Annotated in this window: 16 protein-coding genes; 12 read left to right on the plus strand and 4 right to left on the minus strand. The window is 36.6% G+C overall.

Annotation, left to right across the window (positions count from 1 at the left end):
* Window positions 1-183 precede the first annotated feature (183 nt).
* Complete coding sequence (ispG, locus tag FJR11_RS16015) at window positions 184-1,434, plus strand: (E)-4-hydroxy-3-methylbut-2-enyl-diphosphate synthase (protein ID WP_168505370.1); 1,251 nt, start codon at window positions 184-186, stop codon at window positions 1,432-1,434.
* 131 nt (window positions 1,435-1,565) lie between these two features.
* Complete coding sequence (gene ctpC, locus FJR11_RS16020; protein WP_168505372.1) at window positions 1,566-2,849, plus strand: carboxyl-terminal processing protease CtpC; 1,284 nt, start codon at window positions 1,566-1,568, stop codon at window positions 2,847-2,849.
* Window positions 2,850-3,014: 165 nt separating this feature from the next.
* On the opposite strand, the gene FJR11_RS16025 is transcribed toward ctpC, so the two are convergent.
* Window positions 3,015-4,115: a serine/threonine-protein kinase gene (locus FJR11_RS16025; RefSeq protein ID WP_168505374.1), complete on the minus strand. Its 1,101-nt coding sequence runs from the start codon at window positions 4,113-4,115 to the stop codon at window positions 3,015-3,017.
* A gap of 818 nt (window positions 4,116-4,933) precedes the next feature.
* Entirely contained in the window at window positions 4,934-5,773 is an 840-nt protein-coding gene (locus FJR11_RS16030; RefSeq protein WP_168505376.1) for an FAD-binding domain-containing protein, read from the minus strand.
* Window positions 5,774-5,855: 82 nt separating this feature from the next.
* Between FJR11_RS16030 and FJR11_RS16035 the strand changes: the two genes are divergently transcribed.
* On the plus strand, window positions 5,856-7,766 hold the full coding sequence (locus FJR11_RS16035; protein ID WP_168505378.1) for a lipoxygenase family protein: 1,911 nt from the start codon (window positions 5,856-5,858) through the stop codon (window positions 7,764-7,766).
* A gap of 87 nt (window positions 7,767-7,853) precedes the next feature.
* On the opposite strand, the gene FJR11_RS16040 is transcribed toward FJR11_RS16035, so the two are convergent.
* Window positions 7,854-8,438: a hypothetical protein gene (locus tag FJR11_RS16040; protein WP_168505380.1), complete on the minus strand. Its 585-nt coding sequence runs from the start codon at window positions 8,436-8,438 to the stop codon at window positions 7,854-7,856.
* Between the two features lie 110 nt (window positions 8,439-8,548).
* Here FJR11_RS16040 and sipA point away from each other — a divergent pair, with 110 nt between their 5' ends.
* The 6 genes from sipA to FJR11_RS16070 all read left to right on the plus strand — a co-directional run bounded on the left by sipA (window position 8,549) and on the right by FJR11_RS16070 (window position 15,072).
* A complete protein-coding gene (gene sipA, locus FJR11_RS16045; protein WP_168505382.1) occupies window positions 8,549-8,791 on the plus strand; it encodes a regulatory protein SipA in 243 nt (80 codons plus the stop codon).
* Window positions 8,792-8,848: 57 nt separating this feature from the next.
* Window positions 8,849-9,406, plus strand: coding sequence for a peroxiredoxin (locus FJR11_RS16050; protein WP_168505383.1), 558 nt, complete (start codon window positions 8,849-8,851; stop codon window positions 9,404-9,406).
* Window positions 9,407-9,525: 119 nt separating this feature from the next.
* Window positions 9,526-10,395, plus strand: a complete 870-nt coding sequence (locus FJR11_RS16055) for a polyphosphate kinase 2 family protein (protein ID WP_168505385.1) — start codon at window positions 9,526-9,528, stop codon at window positions 10,393-10,395.
* Between the two features lie 124 nt (window positions 10,396-10,519).
* Window positions 10,520-11,110 carry a chemotaxis protein CheB gene (locus tag FJR11_RS16060; RefSeq protein WP_254444762.1) on the plus strand — a complete coding sequence of 197 codons (591 nt, stop codon included), beginning with the start codon at window positions 10,520-10,522 and terminating at the stop codon, window positions 11,108-11,110.
* A 519-nt stretch (window positions 11,111-11,629) separates the two neighbouring features.
* A complete protein-coding gene (locus FJR11_RS16065) occupies window positions 11,630-13,528 on the plus strand; it encodes a CheR family methyltransferase (protein ID WP_168505389.1) in 1,899 nt (632 codons plus the stop codon).
* A 161-nt stretch (window positions 13,529-13,689) separates the two neighbouring features.
* Window positions 13,690-15,072: a cobyrinate a,c-diamide synthase gene (locus FJR11_RS16070; RefSeq protein WP_168505391.1), complete on the plus strand. Its 1,383-nt coding sequence runs from the start codon at window positions 13,690-13,692 to the stop codon at window positions 15,070-15,072.
* On the opposite strand, the gene FJR11_RS16075 is transcribed toward FJR11_RS16070, so the two are convergent.
* Window positions 15,069-15,491 carry a cyclic nucleotide-binding domain-containing protein gene (locus tag FJR11_RS16075; RefSeq protein WP_168505393.1) on the minus strand — a complete coding sequence of 141 codons (423 nt, stop codon included), beginning with the start codon at window positions 15,489-15,491 and terminating at the stop codon, window positions 15,069-15,071. The genes FJR11_RS16070 and FJR11_RS16075 overlap by 4 nt on opposite strands.
* Window positions 15,492-15,758: 267 nt before the next feature.
* On the opposite strand from FJR11_RS16075, the gene FJR11_RS16080 reads away from it, so the two are divergent.
* The 3 genes from FJR11_RS16080 to FJR11_RS16090 all read left to right on the plus strand — a co-directional run bounded on the left by FJR11_RS16080 (window position 15,759) and on the right by FJR11_RS16090 (window position 20,617).
* Window positions 15,759-18,713 (plus strand): UPF0182 family protein, encoded by a 2,955-nt coding sequence (locus FJR11_RS16080; RefSeq protein ID WP_168505395.1) that lies wholly within the window; start codon window positions 15,759-15,761, stop codon window positions 18,711-18,713.
* A gap of 211 nt (window positions 18,714-18,924) precedes the next feature.
* Complete coding sequence (locus tag FJR11_RS16085) at window positions 18,925-19,803, plus strand: XDD3 family exosortase-dependent surface protein (RefSeq protein WP_168505397.1); 879 nt, start codon at window positions 18,925-18,927, stop codon at window positions 19,801-19,803.
* 418 nt (window positions 19,804-20,221) lie between these two features.
* Window positions 20,222-20,617 carry a hypothetical protein gene (locus FJR11_RS16090; protein ID WP_168505399.1) on the plus strand — a complete coding sequence of 132 codons (396 nt, stop codon included), beginning with the start codon at window positions 20,222-20,224 and terminating at the stop codon, window positions 20,615-20,617.
* Window positions 20,618-20,626: the final 9 nt, after the last annotated feature.

The raw sequence follows: 20,626 nt of genomic DNA on the forward strand, positions 1-20,626 counted from the left end.
ATGCAAATTGGCCGTTAAAATTTAAAACTTATTCAGTTGTTCGTCGTCAGTTGTAAAACTCTGGACTCTTTCTGATCTACTTTTCCAATTTATCACCTAAAATACCCTCAATTGTGGCAATCTGAGAAGTATAAGCCCTGGCAATCTGATATTTTAGCTACAGAAAATCTACCTATTTAGATTATGCAAACTCTGCCGACTCTGGAAATTACCAACATTGCATCTAGTCAACCTGCCTTTGATACCACCATCAAACGCCGCAAAACCCGCGCTGTACAAGTAGGAGATGTCACCATTGGAGGGGGATACCCAGTGGTGGTACAGTCAATGATTAATGAAGATACCCTAGATATTGATGGTTCTGTGGCGGGTATTCGTCGTCTCCATGAAATAGGCTGTGAAATTGTCCGCGTCACAGTTCCCAGCCTGGGACACGCTAAAGCATTGGCGGAAATTAAACAAAAATTAATCAAAACCTACCGTGATGTGCCAATTGTGGCCGATGTCCATCACAATGGCATGAAAATCGCCTTGGAAGTCGCCAAACATATCGAAAAAGTGCGAATTAATCCAGGATTATATGTATTTGAAAAACCGAATACCAGCCGCACCGAATATACAAAAACTGAATTTGACGAAATTGGCGAGAAAATCCGCGAAACCCTAGCACCTTTGGTAATTTCCTTGCGTGATCAAGGTAAAGCCATGCGAATCGGCGTAAATCATGGTTCTTTAGCCGAAAGAATGCTATTTACATACGGTGACACCCCCGAAGGGATGGTGGAATCTGCCGTAGAATTCATTCGTATTTGTGAATCTTTGGATTTTCACAATGTGGTAATTTCCATGAAAGCCTCACGAGTTCCTGTCATGGTGGCTGCATATCGGCTCATGGCTAAACGCATGGATGATTTGGGTATGGACTATCCTCTACATCTGGGCGTAACAGAAGCTGGTGACGGTGAATATGGCAGAATCAAATCTACTGCTGGTATTGCTACTCTACTAGCTGACGGCATTGGCGATACAATCCGTGTGTCTTTGACAGAAGCTCCAGAAAAGGAAATTCCTGTTTGTTACAGCATTCTCCAAGCTTTAGGTTTGCGGAAAACCATGGTTGAGTATGTCGCTTGTCCTTCTTGCGGACGGACTTTATTCAATCTCGAAGAAGTGCTGCACGTAGTTAGAGAGGCTACCAAGCATTTAACAGGTTTAGATATCGCTGTCATGGGTTGTATTGTTAACGGGCCCGGAGAAATGGCTGATGCTGACTATGGCTATGTTGGTAAAACTCCCGGTTACATTTCTTTATATCGTGGTCGGGAAGAAATTAAAAAAGTCCCCGAAACCCAAGGTGTAGAAGAATTAATTAACCTCATTAAAGCCGACGGACGTTGGGTAGAACCTGAAATAGGAACTGAAGACAGGAAATAGGACTTACAGGGAAATGGGGAGGCTGTGGGAGAAATTCTTCCCAATTACCCATTACCCATTACCCATTACCAATCCCTGTGTTAGATTGAGCATACTTGATATATATTTTTTCCTTTGACACAGCCGTCATTATGGTAATTACAAAAAGTAAACTGGTTTTGAGTGCTACGGTAGTAACGCTTTCGACAATCGCTGTTACTGGTCTGGGTATTCACTCAATTGGTAAAGCTTCATTTAAAGATAGTCACAAGGATTTAGTAGATGAAGTTTGGCAAGTTATTTACTACCGATATGTAGATGGCACTTTTAATCAGGTGGATTGGCAAGCTGTTCGCAAGGAATATTTAAGCAAGTCCTATACTGATGACAAAGCGGCTTATAAGTCCATTCGGGAAATGCTGAAAAAGCTAGAAGATCCTTACACCCGGTTTATGGACCCAGAGGAATTCAAGAATATGCAGGTTGATACCTCTGGTGAACTGACAGGTATTGGTATCACTATTAGTCAGGATGAGAAAACTAAACAACTGGTTGTTATTGCTCCCATTGAAGATACACCAGCATTTAAAGCCGGGATTTTAGCTAAAGATATCATTCTCGAAATTGATGGCAAAAGCACCAAAGGGATGGATACTAATGATGCAGTTGCCCTAATTCGCGGAGAAGCAGGCAGCAGAGTGAAGCTGACAATTCTGCGAAATGGTCAGAAAAAACAATTTAATATTCAACGGGCGCGCATTGAAATTCATCCTGTCCGCTTTTCAGAAAAGAAAACTCCAGCGGGAAATCTTGGCTATATTCGTCTGAATCAATTCAGCGCCAATGCCAGTAAAGAAATGAAAAATGCTATTCAGAAATTAGAAGCTAAAAAGGTTTCTGGATATGTTTTAGATTTGCGGGGTAATCCTGGGGGGCTGTTATACGCGAGTATAGAAATTGCTCAAATGTGGATGAATAAAGGCACAATTGTTTTTACTATTGACCGTCAAGGTACACAAGATAAACAAGTTGCCAATGGCTCGGCTTTGACTGATAAACCTTTGATGATATTAGTAGATAAAGGTTCAGCTAGTGCTAGTGAAATTCTTTCTGGTGCATTACAAGATAATAAACGGGCAACTTTGGTAGGAAATCAAACTTTTGGTAAGGGTTTAGTCCAATCGGTACAACCTTTAAAATCTGGTTCTGGTTTGGCTGTAACCATTGCTAAATACCATACTCCTAGCGGAAAAGATATTAATAAACATGGTATTGATCCAGATGTGAAGGTAGAATTAACTGATGCCCAACGCCAAGAGTTATGGTTAGGTGGACGGGATAAATTAGCGACTCTTGAAGATCCTCAATTTGCCAAAGCTGTGGAATTATTAGGTAAAAAAGCTGCTCAAAATACCAATACAATCAAGAAAAATTAAATGATTTTCGTTTATCTCGTTCCCAGTCTCTGACTGGGAATGCCTTCGCAGAGGTTCTACCTCCCATCTTAAGAGTTATTTTTATACTAGTAGAAGGCAGAGCCTTCTAAACTGCATTCCCAGGTAGAACCTGGGAACGAGGGAACGAGGGAACGAGAGATTTGTTTAGCTATTACCAAGAAATTTAGCTTTCATTTCTTCTAATTCTTTATCTATGGGATTATTGCTAGGAGATTGTGATTGAGAATTAAGGTTTTGAGGCTGAGGTTTACCACCTGTAAATTGAGTTTTCAGTTCTTGTAATTCCCTGTCTATTTGACTGGAAGTTTTGACTACAGCCGAAGGTTGAGAACTGGGTGGTGTTATTTGTGTGGGGGTTACAGATAATTGTGGAAAATTTAAATCTTTGATTACTTCATCAACTGTTTGGTAACGATGACTAGGGATACTTTCGACCATTTTGTCAATCACCCGACTCAATTCTTGACTAATAGGAGTTTTCAGATATTGTCCCCATACCCAAGCTGCATTATGGGTATCGTAGGAGTCGAAAGGCGATCGCTCTGTTAACAGATTAATACAAGTTACCCCTAAACTATAGATATCACTGGCAAAAAGTGCCTTCCCGCGCATTTGTTCCGGGGCGACATACTCTGGACTACCTATACTTGTTCCCGTGCGGTTTAGGGCTGTTCCTGTGGCGGATTTGGCTGCTCCAAAATCAACAATTACTAATTTGTGATCGCTGTTGCGACGAATTATATTTTCTGGTTTAATATCTCGGTGGATAACTTGTTTACTATGACAAAATTGCAGCACTGTCAATAAATCATTTAGTAATTGTCGAATCTGCGGTTCATTGAAAGCTCCATTTTGTCCTAGTTCTTGGTGTAAATTTAGTCCATCAATAAACTCCTGAACTAAATACTGTCTGTCATCTTGGTTACAATATGCCAAAAGTGCAGGAATTTGGGAATGTTGTCCCAATTCATCCAACTGTACAGCCTCTTGATTAAATAACTCTACTGCCTTTTGTACCGTATTTGTCCCTTGAGCTTGGGGGTAAAATTGCTTAATTACACAGGGTGGCTTTGAGGGTTTATCCTCATCTACAGCAAGAAAGGTTCTGCCAAAACCACCCTGTCCAATGGGCTTAATTGCCCGATAACGTTCTTTGAGAAATAATTTTGTCCCACAAGTTTGACAAAACTTAAGATCATTAGGGTTTTCTGGGTGGGAACAATGGGGATTAAGACAATAACTCATAAATATTATTATTGACTAAGTTGGGCATGATGCCCATTTGGTTAAGTAAATATGAAGTTTGCAAGGGAATTTGATAAAGTTATTAACTATCGTGATTGCAGTTCAATCAAATGAATATAAATTTGTATTATCAAAAGTAACAATCTTATAAAACTTATCGTTTAAACAGTTACTTGAAAAATGTTTTTTAACACTTTAGTTGCACGTAGAGTTAGACAAACAAATGGAAAATAGAATCGTATCTTTCATTTTCAATGGTCGCACTGTGGGTATAAACCTCAACCATGTTACCCATTATATCGTAAGGGAGGAACTTGTAGAGTTGTTTGTGATCGGACAAGAACTGCCTATAGCTGTTCCCTTATGTACGGCTCTTGTTGATCTACTTACAAATATGGCTATATGTCTCTACAGCGATATGGAGTATTAATAATGTTCAATAATATAAACATCTAAAAACCCGATCAAGGTTGACCGGGTTCTAGCGAATTTGCAGGTTTCAAATAATTAAACCAAGTAAGTGAATTTAAGTTACTAAGGGTTGACTTTCCAAAACGCAAACACAGCATCTCTACGTCTTTCCGCTCTGGGATTTGGCTTCGCCATTCACAACTGGCTATTTGCCACTTCATTACCAATAATGCTGTAATTTGTTGGGCTGATGACAGGGGACACAATATCACTTGCCCTTTCTTTTAGTCGGTTTCTTATCGACTTAGTGTCCTATGGATTCAATATATCATTTGATTTTGGAGATGGAATCTGTTCTTTACATTTATTAACAAATAGGTGAAAAGGAAGAGGTGAAAAGAAAGTGCTTATTTGCGTTTATTGCCTTTTTGCCAACTTTGACTATTGGGTTGTTTGCTAAACTCTGCTTGGGGGAAAAGTCGCTGTTCTATTTGTTCATAACTTCCTTCAAAGTCACATTTACCGAAATGGGGACATTGACGACAATAAACACCTTTGCTGTAACGTTCTAAATTCTCGCGGTTGAAAAAATAGGGTTTATGACTAAATGTACTCGCTACCCATTGCCATGACATATTGTTACTTGCTGGATCACCGTCGAGTAAATGTTGCAGAAACCATTTTGCGCCGGCTTGCCATTGAATCCGTCGCCAATGGATAATATAAGCTGCTAACCACATTCTGATATGGTTGTGGAGGTAGCCTCTTGCTCGTAATTCCTGACTGAAGCTGTCAATGCAAACTAACCCTGTCGTTCCCGTTGTAATATCTTCGGGTAGTTGGGCTGCGTAGTCTGTGGATTTATAACCGGTTTTGGATTCTTCCTGATTTTGCCAAATCCCATTTCCTAGTTTGACATATAATCTTTGCCAGTAATCGCGCCAAGCTAACTCGTTAATTAGTTTATTAGCATCATCAGAATTTTCAACTCGTTCAAGTATGTATTCTCGAATTTCCCGCAAACTCAAGACACCATGACGGATATAAGGTGATAATTTAGTAACGTCACCAGTTAAGAAGTTGCGTGTTTTTGCGTAAGCTATAGGATCAATTTTCTCTAGTGCTTGCTGTGCTGCTTTTCTTCCTCCTAGAATATCGCTAATCTGATCATCTTGGGCTGCGGCTTCGGGAAACTGTTCCCGGAGATATGTGACTAATTCAGTTCGATTTTTAAAATCACGTAACATAAAATTGGTATTAGTAGTCTACAATCAGATGTGGTTTTATACCGCAAATAATTGATTTATACCCTAACTCATTCTATCTATTATGACAAAACAGCCATCTTTAAGTGAACAACGAGGTTATTATCGCTATCATCCCAGCGGTTTGGAGCAGAAAGGGGCTGCGCGTTTATTTCCCTATACGGGGGAAGATGGGACAATACGCTATATTTTAACTAAATTATCTCACAATTTATTAGCACAAGGGAAATTATCTGCTCCTTGGAGTTTGTTGTTAACGGAGTTAGAAAAGAAAGTTAGTAAGTTGGAGGAAGATTGGCTAAATATAGCGACTTTGTTGGTAGATTGTGAGGTGTTTCAGTCGGGATGGTTTAATTTTGATTTACCACCTAATGAACAGTTTAATAGTAGTTATATTCAGGAAAGAAAGAAGTTACTAAAAAGGTTTTGTGCGGCAAAAATAGCAATTTCTAAGTTAGATAAAAATTTACCTGTTCGTCAACAAAATGAAGAACAAAGAAAGTTATTTTTTGCGGCTTTCACTAAAGTTGATGGCACGAATCCTCCCGTAATGAGTGTAATTCATGAACGAGATGGAGGATTAAGTGATCATGAATTTGCTCGACAAAGATTAGCTGGTGCTAACCCGACGGTAATCAGACGAGTACAAGCCACAGATCAAGGTTTAATTCAATCTTTGGCAACTCAGCTTTATAAATTAGCAAATAATGGGAATATTGATTTAATTAAAGCCGCTGGTGAAAACCGTTTATTTGTTGCTGATTATCCATTACTAAAAGATTTACAAGTTACTGATTTACAACCGGGGAAATATGTTGGTAGCCCCACAGCTTTATTTTACCGCACTGATAAAGGACTAGAACCTGTATTAATTGAAGTTGAAAAAGGTAGGGTTGTTACTCCAGCAATTAGTGGAGGTGCGGCTGATGATTGGATGCGAGCAAAGTTATATGTGCAAACTGCTGATGCTACTCATCATCAATTAATTGCTCATGGAACTTATACTCATTTAGCAATGGAAGCTTTAGCTATTGCTACTCCCAGACAGTTACCATATAATCATCCGGTTTATCAATTACTTTCTCCCCATTTTCAATTTTTAATTGCGATTAATAACCGAGAAAATAGTATATTATCAGCAATTGATCATCTGATTGCTCCAACTTTACAAACTTCTAAAAGGTTGATGAGTAAGGCTTATCGAGAAAAGTCTTTTTGGTATTATTCTTTGTTGAATGATATTGAATTACGGGGAATTGAACCGAAGTTTTTACCAGATTTTCCCTATCGTGACGATGCTTTGTTATTATGGGAAGCGATCGCTAAATATACAACTCGTTTTCTCCAACGTTACTATCCAGATGACAAAGCTGTACAACAAGATCCCTATTTACAAGCTTGGGCTGAAGAATTAGCCGCACCTTTAAATACTCGCCCCAAATCAGATTTTCCCCAAGTTCCTGCATGGCTACCCAAGGAATTAGTTGCAGAATCAGGAATTGAACCCCAAGAATTACCTGCTTATCCACGGATTCCTGGTTTTACTAAAATTGGTAGTTTGCAACAATTAATAGATATTGCCACTATTACCATTTTTACCTGTGGTCCCCAACACGCAGCGATGAATTTTAGTCAGTTTGATTATTTGACTTATGTTCCCAATGCACCTTTTGCTAATTATAGCCGTCCAGAAACACCAGCAAGTTTAGAGGAATTTTTACCCCCAACTGATCAAGATTTACTGCAAATGCAATTAACTTCGGCTTTGAGTGGGATTAATTGGGGTAATTTAGGAAGTGCTGATTTAATTCAATTTGCTCAAAAAAGTGATTATCAAATCCTTACTCAATTTCAGAATGATTTATCATTAATTGAAGCAACAATTAAAGGACGTAACCAACAACGCTTTATAGATAGCGGTGTCGAATATCCCTATCTGTTACCTTCTCGTATTCCCAACAGTATTAATATTTAAGGAGTCAGGAGTCAGAAGGAAGAAAGAAGGAAGAAGGAAGAAGGAAGAAATTATAGAGACGTTTCATAAAACGTCTCTACATCTTTTTTACTTGGAAGATACATTAAAAGAACTTAAAAATCCTTCGATACTCTTAGTTAAAAACTTCTGTCTTTTTTTGGTAGTTTCCACACTTATTTGATATAATCGTTTATCAACCAAATATATTCTTTGTTTGACAATTTTTTCTCCAGGTTTGCTATAGTTAATTTCCCTGCCAGAATAACTACCTAAAGTAATTTTTTGTTCACTAATCAAAGTTCCTTTCGCTTTTTTTACCACACTATCGCGGCCATTGTCTAAAGCTTTTTCCACAAGATTATTGCGATTTAATAATTCAATATATTCAGATGAATAATCAACATAGCCCACGGCATATTTAACTTCCTCTTGTTGGCGTTCAACTGTAAACATATTTAATTCGATGTTTCCAGATTTCGCATTTACTGTTTGTTTGGCTTCCTCTGGTTTACCTGGCATTAAAATCCGAAAACTACCGTCAGGAGCAGAAAATAACTTCCAGATAGATTGAGCTACTTTGACCGGTTGGTTAGCTGATACAGGTTGAGTAGTTATGTATCCACCACATAAAACCAATACTGCAAGGGAATAATTTAGAAATCTAGTTTTCATAGTTATCAAATTTGATCTAAAAAAGCCACTGTAATTAAAGCATAATTCAGAATTTAGGAGTAAAATAAGCTTGATATTTGCCTTTATTCAAAATTACAACCTGTTGCAAAATGTCCTCAGAATTCCCAATTGGTAGTAAAGTCCGTGTGGTAGCATTACCACCCTATGTGAAAACCGCTGAACCAATGCCTATGTTACGTCCTGCTGATGTCATTCATATTGGTGAAGAGGGTATAGTTCTTGACCGTCGCCCCGGTGGTTATTGGGGTGTCCGCTTTACTAGAGGTGCTTTTCTCATAGATAGCCAATACATTGAAAGTATCGAAAAACCACCCGCACCTCAGTCAGATTGAAAATAGCGGCCAACAAAAATGTAAACTTATATTAAGTTATTTTTTGGGTTTTTGAAAATGGTTTCCCGTCGCCCTTTTATTAGCATTTTATTTGCCACTTGTTTGGCTGTTATCAGTTGGTTAAATTTTACCCCCCATGCTCAAGCTTTAGGTGGTAAATTACCGACAATTAATCAACCTGCACCGATGTTTACTTTACCAACTAATACGGGTAATGGTAAGGTTTCCCTGGCTGATTTTCGGGGTAAATGGGTAGTTCTTTATTTTTACCCGAAAGACTTTACTTCTGGTTGTACTATTGAAGCCAGACGGTTTCAGCAAGATCTACCTAAGTACATTGAGAAAAATACTGAAATTATTGGTGTCAGTGCTGATGATATTGATTCTCATGCAGAATTTTGTGACTCAGAAGGGTTAAAATTTCCTTTGTTAGCTGATATTAAGGGTGATGTTAGTAAGGCTTATGGTTCTTGGATAGGTGTTGTCTCTATGCGCCATAGTTTTATTATTGATCCTCAAGGGATTTTACGCGCAACTTTTGTTGGTGTTAATCCTAGTATTCACAGTACAGAAGTTTTAGCAAAGTTAACAAAGTTGCAATCTTCTGTTTCTTAGAAATAAGTTTTCACTCTGTCTCTCTGCGGTTAGAAGGTATTTTTATCTAACCACAGAGGCACAGAGGACAAGGAGAAAAGAGGCTAAATTAAATTTTTTTAGGAGTGCTAATTTTTTATATGAATCATGATCCTTATCTTGTTAAACCAGGTGATCAAATTTCTTTGATAAAGGACTATAACCCAAGTTATAGATGTGAGTTTCACCCGAAAACTGATGCGGTGAAAAAATTAAAAACAGGTATTTTACAATTATCGAAATATCAAGATGTTCTCTATGCTCAAAATAGTTATTCTTTGTTAATTATTTTTCAAGCTATGGATGCTGCTGGTAAGGATAGCACCATTAAACACGTGATGTCGGGGGTGAATCCCCAAGGATGTCAGGTATTTAGTTTTAAATCTCCTAGTGAGGAAGAGTTAGATCATGATTATTTATGGCGTTCGATGAAGTCTCTCCCGGAAAGGGGCAGAATTGGTATTTTCAATCGTTCATATTATGAGGAATTACTCATAGTCCGTGTCCATCCAGAAATTCTTAAAAAACAACAATTGCCCAATTTTTCTCAAGGTAATCAGATATGGAAACAGCGTTTTGAGGAAATTAATAATTTTGAAAAATACTTAGTCAATAATGGGGTGATTGTCCTCAAGTTTTTTCTAAATGTCTCAAAATCGGTGCAAAGAAAGCGGTTTTTAGCACGGATTGATTCACCAGAAAAACATTGGAAATTTTCTGCTAGTGATATCCGAGAAAGGGGTTTTTGGAATGACTATATGGATGCCTATGAGCAAGTTTTTAACCATACAAGTACAGAATTTGCACCTTGGTATATTGTTCCTGCTGATCGTAAATGGTTTACACGGTTGGTGGTAGCGGATATTATTTGCACAAAATTACAGGAGTTGAATTTGCAATATCCTCAAATTAGTGATGAATCTAAACAGCAATTGTTAGCAGCGAAAAAATCTTTAGAAGCAGAAGATTAATATGGTCTTTTCTCCTTCTTTTTTCTTCTTTCTGACTCCTCTTCGATATGTCTATAGGTACAGGGAATGAATTGAAAATTTTGATATCTTGAAGGCTGGAGAAACTATGATCTTTAGGATGAATATGTCAAATCTGCCTAATTTTGATATTGTGGCTTTAGCCGCTTCTGCCGGGGGGTTAACGGCTTTAATTGAGGTGCTGGCAAATTTACCCGCAGATTTCAAAGCAGCAATTGTTGTTGTTCAACATTTAGACCCTCGTCATCCATCCCTCATGGCAGAAATTCTCAGTCGTCGAACTCCACTGAAAGTATTACAGGCAAAGGAAGGAGATGAACTCATTCCAGGGACTGTTTATATTGCTCCTCCTAATAATCATTTGTTGGTAAATAGTGATGGTACAGCTTCTTTATCTCAGTCGGAAATGGTGCATTTTCTCCGTCCTTCGGCTGATTTATTGTTTGAATCTGTGGCTGGAAGTTATAAAGAAAGAGCGATCGCTGTTGTGCTAACAGGAACTGGCAGTGATGGGGCAATGGGTGTAGAAGCAATTCAAAAAATGGGTGGGACGGTAATTGTTCAAGATAACAAGAGTGCTGAATTTCCGGGAATGCCGTCCGCAGCCATTAAGACTGGGAATGTGGATTTTGTCCTCCCGTTGGCAGAAATTTCTTCAGCTTTGATAACTTTAGTCATGCCGCATGGTAGTTCGTAATAATATATCACTAATTTAGGTTATTATGAAAAACCGACTATATATAAAAAATGGTTTTGCAAATTTAAGGCTTTAAGCACATACTTAAGTGTGTTATTAATAGACCGGATCTGCATAGATTTTAATTTAGTCTACAATCGTTAAATTATTTATAGGACTGATATTTTATTTTTGAAGTATAGGTAGAGTGGGCATTACCGATAGTTAGCGAGTTTTGGTGGGCAATGCCCACCCTACTGAAAATTTTTCCAATATCATTGACAATTCTTATATAGTGTCTGCGGAATAAATCTAGAACTGAGATATATCAAGAGTTGGAAGGTAAAAAAGGTGAAACAAGTGCAAGGAATAAGCGTTGAAATTACCAAAACCCTATCACTTGACCAAATTCAAGACTATTCTTCTCTTCTTCTAATTCTGACTCCTGACTCCTGACTCCTGACTCCTAGCCCTCACAGATAACTTTTTCAGCAAGCCCTATATAGTGTCTCTATTTCTTGCAAAATGCTAACTGATTCTATGAATACTCCACATAAAGACATTGACTTTGAAAATCTCCTGCAATATTTGAAAATCAACCGAGGTTTTGATTTCACAGGTTACAAACGTTCAACCTTAATGCGTCGTGTTATTAAAGAAATGGAGACTTTAAATATAGATACTTTTGCAAATTATCAGGATTATTTAGAAGTTCATCCAGATGAGTTTAAAGATTTATTTAATACTATTTTAATTAACGTGACTGCTTTTTTTAGAGATAGTTCAGCTTGGGAATATTTAGCCAAAGAAGTTATCCCTAATATCATCAAAAATAAACAAAAAGATGAAATGATTCGGGTCTGGAGTGCTGGTTGTGCTTCTGGACAAGAGGCTTATACTTTATCAATGTTGATAGCAGAAATATTGGGAATAGAAGAGTTTCGTCGTCGGGTAAAAATCTATGCGACAGATGTAGATGAAGAAGCTCTCATCCAAGCTCGTCAAGCTAGTTATTCAGCCAAAAATATTAATGAAGTCCCCTTAAAACTACGCGATAAATATTTTGATTTAGTGAATAAAAATTATGTTTTTCGCCAAGATTTGCGTCGTTGTGTGATTTTTGGTCGTCATGATTTACTTCAAGATGCACCAATTTCTCGGTTAGATCTATTGGTTTGTCGCAATACCTTAATGTATTTTAATTCGGAAACCCAAGGAAAGATTATCAATCGTTTTCATTTTGCTCTTAATGATCATGGCTATCTGTTTTTAGGGAAAGCAGAGATGTTAGTCATGCACTCTAATTTATTTATACCTATACATTTAAAAGATCGTGTATTTGCGAAAGTCTCTTTGACAAACATCCGCAATCGGCAACTAGTTATGACAAATTTACAAAATCAAGAAACAGCTAATCATTTTTCTGCTGAAGAAATACAAATTAGGGAATTGGCTTTTGATACAGCATCTAGCGCCCAAGTTGTGATTGATAATCACGGAATATTAATCATGATTAATGAACAAGCGCGGAATTTATTTGGTTTAACAATTAGAGATTTAAACCGCCCCTTTCAGGATTTAGAATTATCCTATAGACCTGTAGAATTGCGATCATTAATTGAACAGGTGTATAATGAACGCCATCCGATTACACTCACAAATGTTGAACGTTATCAACCTAATGCGGAAATTCAACATTTAGATGTGCGGATTATTCCTTTACAACATTCTGACCAAACTATTCTTGGTGTGACAATTTCCTTTAATGATGTCACCCGTTATCTGAAACTTCAGACAGCATTACAACGTTCTCGACAGGAGTTAGAAACAACCAATGAAGAATTACAATCTACCAATGAAGAATTAGAAACAACCAATGAAGAACTCCAATCAACAAATGAAGAATTAGAAACAACCAATGAAGAACTCCAATCAACAAATCAAGAAATGGAGACAATGAATGAAGAACTCCAATCTGCTAATGAAGAGTTACAAACAATTAATCATGAACTAAGTGATCGCACCTGTGAACTTGACCAAAGTAATATTTTTCTTGCTTCTATTTTAGGCTCTCTGCAAATGGGAATGGTAGTCTTAGATAATAATTTTAATATTTTAATTTGGAATCATACAGTTGAAGATATGTGGGGTTTACGCAGTGACGAAGTAGTTCATAAATCCTGGTTTAGTTTGGATATCGGTTTACCTGTAGAACAATTGCGGAATCCCATTCGTGATATTATATCTGGTAAGAAGAAATTCCAGGAAATACTTCTTAATGTCACTAATCGTCGTGGTAAAAACATCCAATGTTATATTGCCTGTAGTCCCCTAATGAATGAAACAGTCCAAGGCATTATTATGATGATGACAGATATTGAAAAAATCAATAGTATGATTTCTCCTACGGAAATTGAATCAAGACAACGGGAAGGATAAGTAGGTTGGCGTTAAAAATAGTCGTTGGGGCAAGGCAGGGGGCAGGGGGAAAAAGGGTTTCAGGAATATTTACTTTTCTTCACACATTTTGGTGATCTCACGCCCACCTACTTATAATCTTAGTTTTTAATTGTTAATTTTGAATTTTTAATTGTTTATCTATGTCTATAATTATTGCTGGAGAACGGAGCGGAGTCGGGAAAACAACAGTTACACTTACCCTATTAGCATCTTTACGTCGTCGTGGTGTGAAAGTGCAATCTTTTAAAGTTGGGCCAGATTATATTGATCCCATGTTTCATCAATATGTGACTGGTCTTCCCTGTCGAAATTTAGATACTGTATTAACTTCAGAAAGTTATGTGCAGAAATGTTTTAACCACCATTCTCCCCAGTCTGAATATACTTTAGTTGAGGGGGTAATGGGTTTATTTGATGGTATTGGCCAATTGTCAAATACAAACGGCAAAACAGATTTTGCGAGTACAGCCCACGTTGCCAGATTATTAGATATACCGATTATATTGGTAATTGATTGTAGTCGTTTATCCGGTTCAGTAGCTGCAATTGCTCACGGTTATTGTTCTTTAGATAGTAGAATTAAAGTTGCTGGTTTAGTCTTAAATCGAGTCGGAAGTGATCGCCATTTGTCATTATTAAAAGCCTCCCTTGCCCCTCTACAATTGCCCATACTCGGTGTCTTACGACGACAAGATAATATTACCATTCCTGACCGTCATCTGGGCTTAATTCCCACAGCAGAATTAGCAGAATTAGATCAAATAGTTAATCGGTTAGCAGATATAGGTGATGTTTACTTTGATTGGGATCAACTTTTACCACTTTTAAAATCACCATCTTCCCCAATTTCCCATTCCCAATTCCCAACTCCCAATTGCTCAGTAAAAATTGCCGTAGCGCGAGATCAAGCCTTTAATTTTTACTATCAAGATAACTTAGATTTACTAGAACAATTAGGAGCAGAATTAGTATTTTGGAGTCCATTAAATGATGATCAATTACCAAAAGATATCCAAGGAATGTATTTTGGTGGTGGTTTTCCCGAAGTATTTGCACCACAATTATCTGCAAATATTAGCTTAATTCAAGCAGTCAAAAACGCGATTTCAGCAGGAATACCCACAATTGCTGAATGTGGGGGACTAATGTATTTATGTGAGCAAATTATTGACTTTGACGGTAACTCTTGGCCAATGGTGGGAATATTACCCACTCATGCACAAATGGATAAAAGATTAACTTTAGGATATCGTCGTGCAGTAGTTTTAGAAAATACCTTTTTAGTTGATAGCAATAAAAATATTTTTGGCCATGAATTTCATCGTTCTCATTTAATCACTAATTCTCCACAACCATTATTTAATACCTATCGCTATGATTGTGATGAAAATACAGGTTTTGAAGGTTGGTATTTACCTAATGTTCACGCTTCCTATATTCATCAACATTGGGGAGAAAGTAGCGAAATTCCCCAAAGATTTATTCAAGAATGTCTAAAAAATAAACTAACAACTGACAACTAACTAATATTTTCATTCAGTTTCCGAATTAAACGAGATAATTCACGAATAATATTCACCGCAATTTCTGGAGTTTCCTCAATAGCATCATAAAGTTGTTCTTGGGTAAGTTCCAAACATTCACAAGATTCTAAAGTAGTGATAGCAGCGGAACGAGGTTGAGTATCAAATACTGCCATTTCACCGAAGTAATTTCCCTTTTCAACTTCTGCCAACTTAGTATCACCAATATGGACTTTAACGCGACCTGATACCAGTATATAAAGCGATCGCCCTTCTTGTCCTTGCTGAAAGATTGTATAATTAGATGGATAGGATAACTCATTCATTACAGAAGCGAGTCTAACAATGAAATCATCCCGCAATTCTTTAAAAATGGGGACTTGTCGAACAAACAATAACCGATCAACACTAGTAAGCATAATTACTGATTTTTAATAAATCATTTACACAATTAACGAAATGCAGCCTAAGTGCTAATTAAATCAGCATCTAGATTTATCTTATACCAAATAATCATAAAAATGATACATATAAGATTTTTCAGCCAAAAGTATCTTCAAGTCAATTACGATTTACTGGGTTGAGTTAGATAGTTAGTAATTCATAGTTACTCCTGATTAGCTATTCCCTATTTCTGTAAATAGGATTAGTATAATCACAAATTGATATTAACAAGCATTAAAATTATGTTTTGGAAACAGTGGTTACGAATATTACTATTAGTTCTTGGACTGTGGCTATTCTTAGATATAGCAACATATCTAGGTGCAGAATTTTTTTGGTTTCAGGAAGTTGGTTACATAGAAGTATTTCTAGTGAGATTATTAACGCAGGGTAGTTTATGGCTAGTTATTGTAAGTTTGAGTGCTGTTTATCTATTGGGAAATCTGACTTTAGCCCAAAAGCTGAAATATCCCCAGTCTGCTGATTCCACGTCCGAGAGAGAAATCAAACTAAGTCGCAGATTAACCACTTTTCTTAGTCCCCAGCATGACAGAATTAATCAAACTTTTAAATGGCATAATTACACCAGCAAAATCAAATTAAAATGGCTTTTACCTTTAATATTAGGATTAAGTTTGTTACTGTGTATAATGTTAGCACAATATGGAGAAATTACCCTCTCATACTGGCTAAATAAAGGTAATCAGTCCAATTTATCTGTACCATTGCTATTTCGATCAGAGATAATTTTGCAATTGGGAAAAAAGATTATTGCTCAAAATTGGTATTGGGGATTAGTGGGGGGATTGTCTATTAGCATATTAATTTATCCCACATTTTTGCTCAGAGTAATTGCAATAATTTTTAGCCTGAATTTTGGGTGGATGCTATCTCAATTTTGGTCAAAAATTCTCTTGTCTTTTCACACTACTTCCTTTCATAATTCTGAACCATTATTTGGCAAAGATATTAGTTTTTATATTTTCTCCCTGCCTCTATGGGAACTTTTAGAATTTTGGTTAATAGGATTATGTTTATATGGATTTATTAGCGTTACTCTCACCTATTTATTATCAGGAAATAGTCTGAGTCAAGCCATCTTTCCAGGATTTTCTTCCTCACAAATGCGCCATTTGTCTGGTTTAATGGGCTGCTTAATGTTGGTAGTATCTTTAACCTATGGGCTAAGTCGTTATCAACTTCTTTACTCTGTCCGTGGAGTGAGTTATGGTGCTAGTTATACCGATGTTAAAGCACAATTACCAGCAGATACAGGATTATGTATTCTATCAGTAGCTATAGCCATTTATTTATTATGGTTAACCGCATTTTGGCAGCCAAAATCATCAAATTATCGGCGGATAAAATTTAGTTTAGCTATTTTTGTAACTTTTATATTTATAGGTAATTTTATTCTACCTGTAGCAGTACAAAACTTAATTGTTGAACCAAATGAATTACAAAGAGAACAACCTTATATCACCCGAAATATTGCCCTAACTCGTCAAGCTTTTAATTTAGATGTCATTGATTCTCAAATTTTTAACCCCACAGGAAAACTCACAGAAGCAGATATTAAAGCCAATGATTTGACAATTCGGAATATTCGGCTTTGGGATCAAGAACCATTATTAAAAACTAACCGTCAATTACAACAAATTCGCCCTTATTATAAATTTCCTGATGCTGATATTGATAGATATTTAATAAAAAATCAGGGTAATCAAGAAAAACAACAGGTACTAATTGCCGCTAGGGAATTAAATTATCAAGATGTTCCTCCCCAAGCACAAACATGGATAAACAAAAATATGATTTATACTCATGGTTATGGCTTTACCATGAGTCCAGTTAATACCGTTGCTGCGGGTGGATTACCAGAATATTTCATCAAGGATATTAGTCAAAATGGTAGCGTCTTAAATACTTCTAGTTTAGATATCCGGGAAACTATTCCCATCGGACAACCACGAATTTATTATGGAGAAATTAGTAATACTCACATCATGACCGGGACAAAAGTTAGAGAATTAGACTATCCTAGTGGCAGTGATAATGTTTATAATACCTATGATGGATTAGGTGGAATTAATATCAAATCTCTATGGAAAAAATGGCTATTTTCTATATATTTAAAAGACTGGAGAATGGTATTTACAAGGGATTTTTTACCAGAAACTAAAGTATTATTTCGCCGAAATATTAACGAACGTATTCGCACTATTGCCCCCTTTCTAAAATTTGATAGTGACCCTTATTTAGTTGCTGCTGATGCCTATACAGACAATCAAAATCAACAATTTTCAGACAAAGAAAATTATCTTTATTGGATAGTAGATGCTTACACAACAAGTGATCGCTATCCCTATTCAGATACAGGCAAAGACGGTATTAACTATATCCGTAACTCTGTGAAAATTGTCATTGATGCTTACAACGGCACAGTCAGATTTTACATTGCAGATCCCTTAGATCCAATCATTACCGCTTGGTCCAAAATATTTCCGAAAATGTTCCAACCCCTGGAAGATTTACCGCTTAATCTCCGCAGTCATCTCCGCTATCCAGTAGATTATTTCAAAATTCAATCTGAACGCTTAATGATCTACCATATGACAGATCCCCAAGTGTTTTATAACCGGGAAGATCAATGGCAAATTCCCAATGAAATCTATGGAAACGAAACCCGGAAAGTTGAACCTTACTATTTAATTACCAGTCTCCCCAATGTCCCCTTTGAAGAATTTATTCTCTTACTTCCCTATACACCAAAACAACGCACAAATTTAATTGCTTGGTTAGCAGCACGTTCTGACGGCGAAAATTATGGAAAATTAATATTATATAACTTTCCCAAAGAACGCTTAATTTATGGACAAGAACAAATTGAAGCCAGAATTAATCAAGATCCAGTTATTTCTCAACAAATTTCCCTGTGGAATCGGCAAGGTTCTAGAGTAATTCAAGGTAATCTTTTAATAGTTCCTATTGAGCAATCTTTACTATATGTTGAACCAATTTATTTAGAAGCCACACAGAATAGTTTACCCACTTTAGTTAGAGTAGTTGTAGCCTATGAAAATCGCATCATTATGGCACATACATTAGAACAGGCACTACAAGGCATTTTTCAGCCACAACTCGTACCACCACCAGTAATTATTCGTCCCGTTGAAGAGGAAGTCCCTGGTACATAAACAAGCTTTTAATTGCAAAGCCAACCATAAGTAATTTCATCACTAAAGTAACCCATCGTCACAACAGATTTTTTCCAATTACGTAGGATTAAAGGTATAATATCTTCAACTTGAAAATTTACATTAATTACACAATAATTTATCTATTCTTTATAAAAGAAGTATAGAAATTAACTTATATTGTTGTTATCCAAGATACCTGGTTTTTTTAATGTCTACCTTAAAAACTTTCCTTTGTGCCACAGCAGCTACCCTTACTCTCCTGTCAGTAGCTGGACAACAAGCAAACGCAGGACAAATTTATCAAGATTGGAACTATGGTATTGACTCCTTTAGCGATGGCTCAGGTGGCTCTAGCTATGAGATCAAAGGTATAGCCACAAAACAAGTTGGGGATCAAATTTACGTTGCTCTGACTGGTGGTATGCCTTTAGCAGGAGTGGACGACGGTGGCACTAATATCGGCTGGAGTGACTTATTTTTGAATTTCTCCGGCAAAGATTTCCAAACTGCTAGTAACGATAAGGATCTGTTTGCAGTTAGATTTGTCAATAATAACAATACCAGCATTGCCACAGGAGTTTATACAGGAGTAGATGCAAAAAGTATCACCGCATCTCATCATGGTTACGGTAGTTTAAAGCAGTATTACAATAGTGGATATGATAGAACTGATACTCAAGGCACAGATTTTTCAACTCAACAATCTGTATATAACTACTATCAACCAAGTGCAGTAGCTAATAATCCAACCACCAGCAATACACCTATACTTAACGCCATTAATTCAGGTACTAAGGTAGGTAATATATCTATGTTAAGTGCGCTGAATTTAAGTGCAGCCGGATTAGATTTTGGATATTTTAATGCTCTAGGAACTCAAACCATTGGGTTTAGCTTTGATAAAAATTTAATTGCCAATGGTAACTACATTGCCAATATATTCTTAGACTGTGGTAATGATGCAGTTGCACTGAAAGGTAACGTCAAATCTACACCTGAACCTACTACTACTGCTGGCTTATTTGTTGTAGGGTTAGTTTTTGGCATGACTCAAATACGGAAGTCTCGCAAAACAGCCTTGTCTTAATCACTCCCCTGTGACTTTTAAAATTAAACTTCAATATTATTAAGTCCACACTAACTTTTTTACCAATTAAGTGTGGGCTTATTTTAATTTCAGTGAATAAAATTATCTAAGCAATACTCATCTTCCGTACTTTTAATCAGTTCAATAGAACTCAGATATACAACTATAACTTTCGGTATATATTTACATCATAAAAATCAAAACTATTGACAGAGATAACCAAGCTTTTCTTTTGCTAAACCTATAATTGGAAACCTATCAATATTTAGCTTTACCCAGACATCTCAGAGACTTAAATTAAACGCTCCCAAATCAAACATCAGTCATCATGAAAACAGACCTGATCTTGAGAGGATTACAACCTGGTTATGTCACTTTTGTCAATTAAGAACCATTATAGATAACTAAGGGAAATAAGATGTATATAGAGCAGGTATTGGAAAATACACTCATAGCTGACAATACCAACTTTGCCCTTGCACAAAGTGCCATTCAACAAGAAAAAGTACAAGTCGAATATCATAACATCGAAATACCAGATTTAGCCCTATCTTTAGCACCTCTGGGATTTATTTTTGTTTGGGCTATTTTTCTGATACTTTTTCATAAGATCCGCACCAATACTGATGATAAGGTATGCTTACAAAGCAAAGTTTTACAAAAAGTCCCCTGTAAAAAATGTCAATTTTTTGCGAATAACCATTATTTAAAATGTGCCGTCAAGCCGGATACTGTTCTCACAGAAGCAGCCATGGATTGTTCTGAATATTCACCTAAAAAAGTCAGTTTTCCCCATAAAAATTTATTTCGCTAAAGACCAAAA

The organism is Anabaena sp. UHCC 0187, assembly GCF_009712035.1.
In the GTDB taxonomy this organism is placed as follows: Bacteria; Cyanobacteriota; Cyanobacteriia; order Cyanobacteriales; family Nostocaceae; genus Dolichospermum.

Coding starts and splice junctions, on each gene's coding strand:
- ispG (WP_168505370.1), top strand. CDS start 184: ATGCAAACTCTGCCGACTCTGGAAATTACCAACATTGCATCTAGTCAA.
- ctpC (WP_168505372.1), top strand. CDS start 1,566: ATGGTAATTACAAAAAGTAAACTGGTTTTGAGTGCTACGGTAGTAACG.
- FJR11_RS16025 (WP_168505374.1), bottom strand. CDS start 4,115: ATGAGTTATTGTCTTAATCCCCATTGTTCCCACCCAGAAAACCCTAAT.
- FJR11_RS16030 (WP_168505376.1), bottom strand. CDS start 5,773: ATGTTACGTGATTTTAAAAATCGAACTGAATTAGTCACATATCTCCGG.
- FJR11_RS16035 (WP_168505378.1), top strand. CDS start 5,856: ATGACAAAACAGCCATCTTTAAGTGAACAACGAGGTTATTATCGCTAT.
- FJR11_RS16040 (WP_168505380.1), bottom strand. CDS start 8,438: ATGAAAACTAGATTTCTAAATTATTCCCTTGCAGTATTGGTTTTATGT.
- sipA (WP_168505382.1), top strand. CDS start 8,549: ATGTCCTCAGAATTCCCAATTGGTAGTAAAGTCCGTGTGGTAGCATTA.
- FJR11_RS16050 (WP_168505383.1), top strand. CDS start 8,849: ATGGTTTCCCGTCGCCCTTTTATTAGCATTTTATTTGCCACTTGTTTG.
- FJR11_RS16055 (WP_168505385.1), top strand. CDS start 9,526: ATGAATCATGATCCTTATCTTGTTAAACCAGGTGATCAAATTTCTTTG.
- FJR11_RS16060 (WP_254444762.1), top strand. CDS start 10,520: ATGTCAAATCTGCCTAATTTTGATATTGTGGCTTTAGCCGCTTCTGCC.
- FJR11_RS16065 (WP_168505389.1), top strand. CDS start 11,630: ATGAATACTCCACATAAAGACATTGACTTTGAAAATCTCCTGCAATAT.
- FJR11_RS16070 (WP_168505391.1), top strand. CDS start 13,690: ATGTCTATAATTATTGCTGGAGAACGGAGCGGAGTCGGGAAAACAACA.
- FJR11_RS16075 (WP_168505393.1), bottom strand. CDS start 15,491: ATGCTTACTAGTGTTGATCGGTTATTGTTTGTTCGACAAGTCCCCATT.
- FJR11_RS16080 (WP_168505395.1), top strand. CDS start 15,759: ATGTTTTGGAAACAGTGGTTACGAATATTACTATTAGTTCTTGGACTG.
- FJR11_RS16085 (WP_168505397.1), top strand. CDS start 18,925: ATGTCTACCTTAAAAACTTTCCTTTGTGCCACAGCAGCTACCCTTACT.
- FJR11_RS16090 (WP_168505399.1), top strand. CDS start 20,222: ATGTATATAGAGCAGGTATTGGAAAATACACTCATAGCTGACAATACC.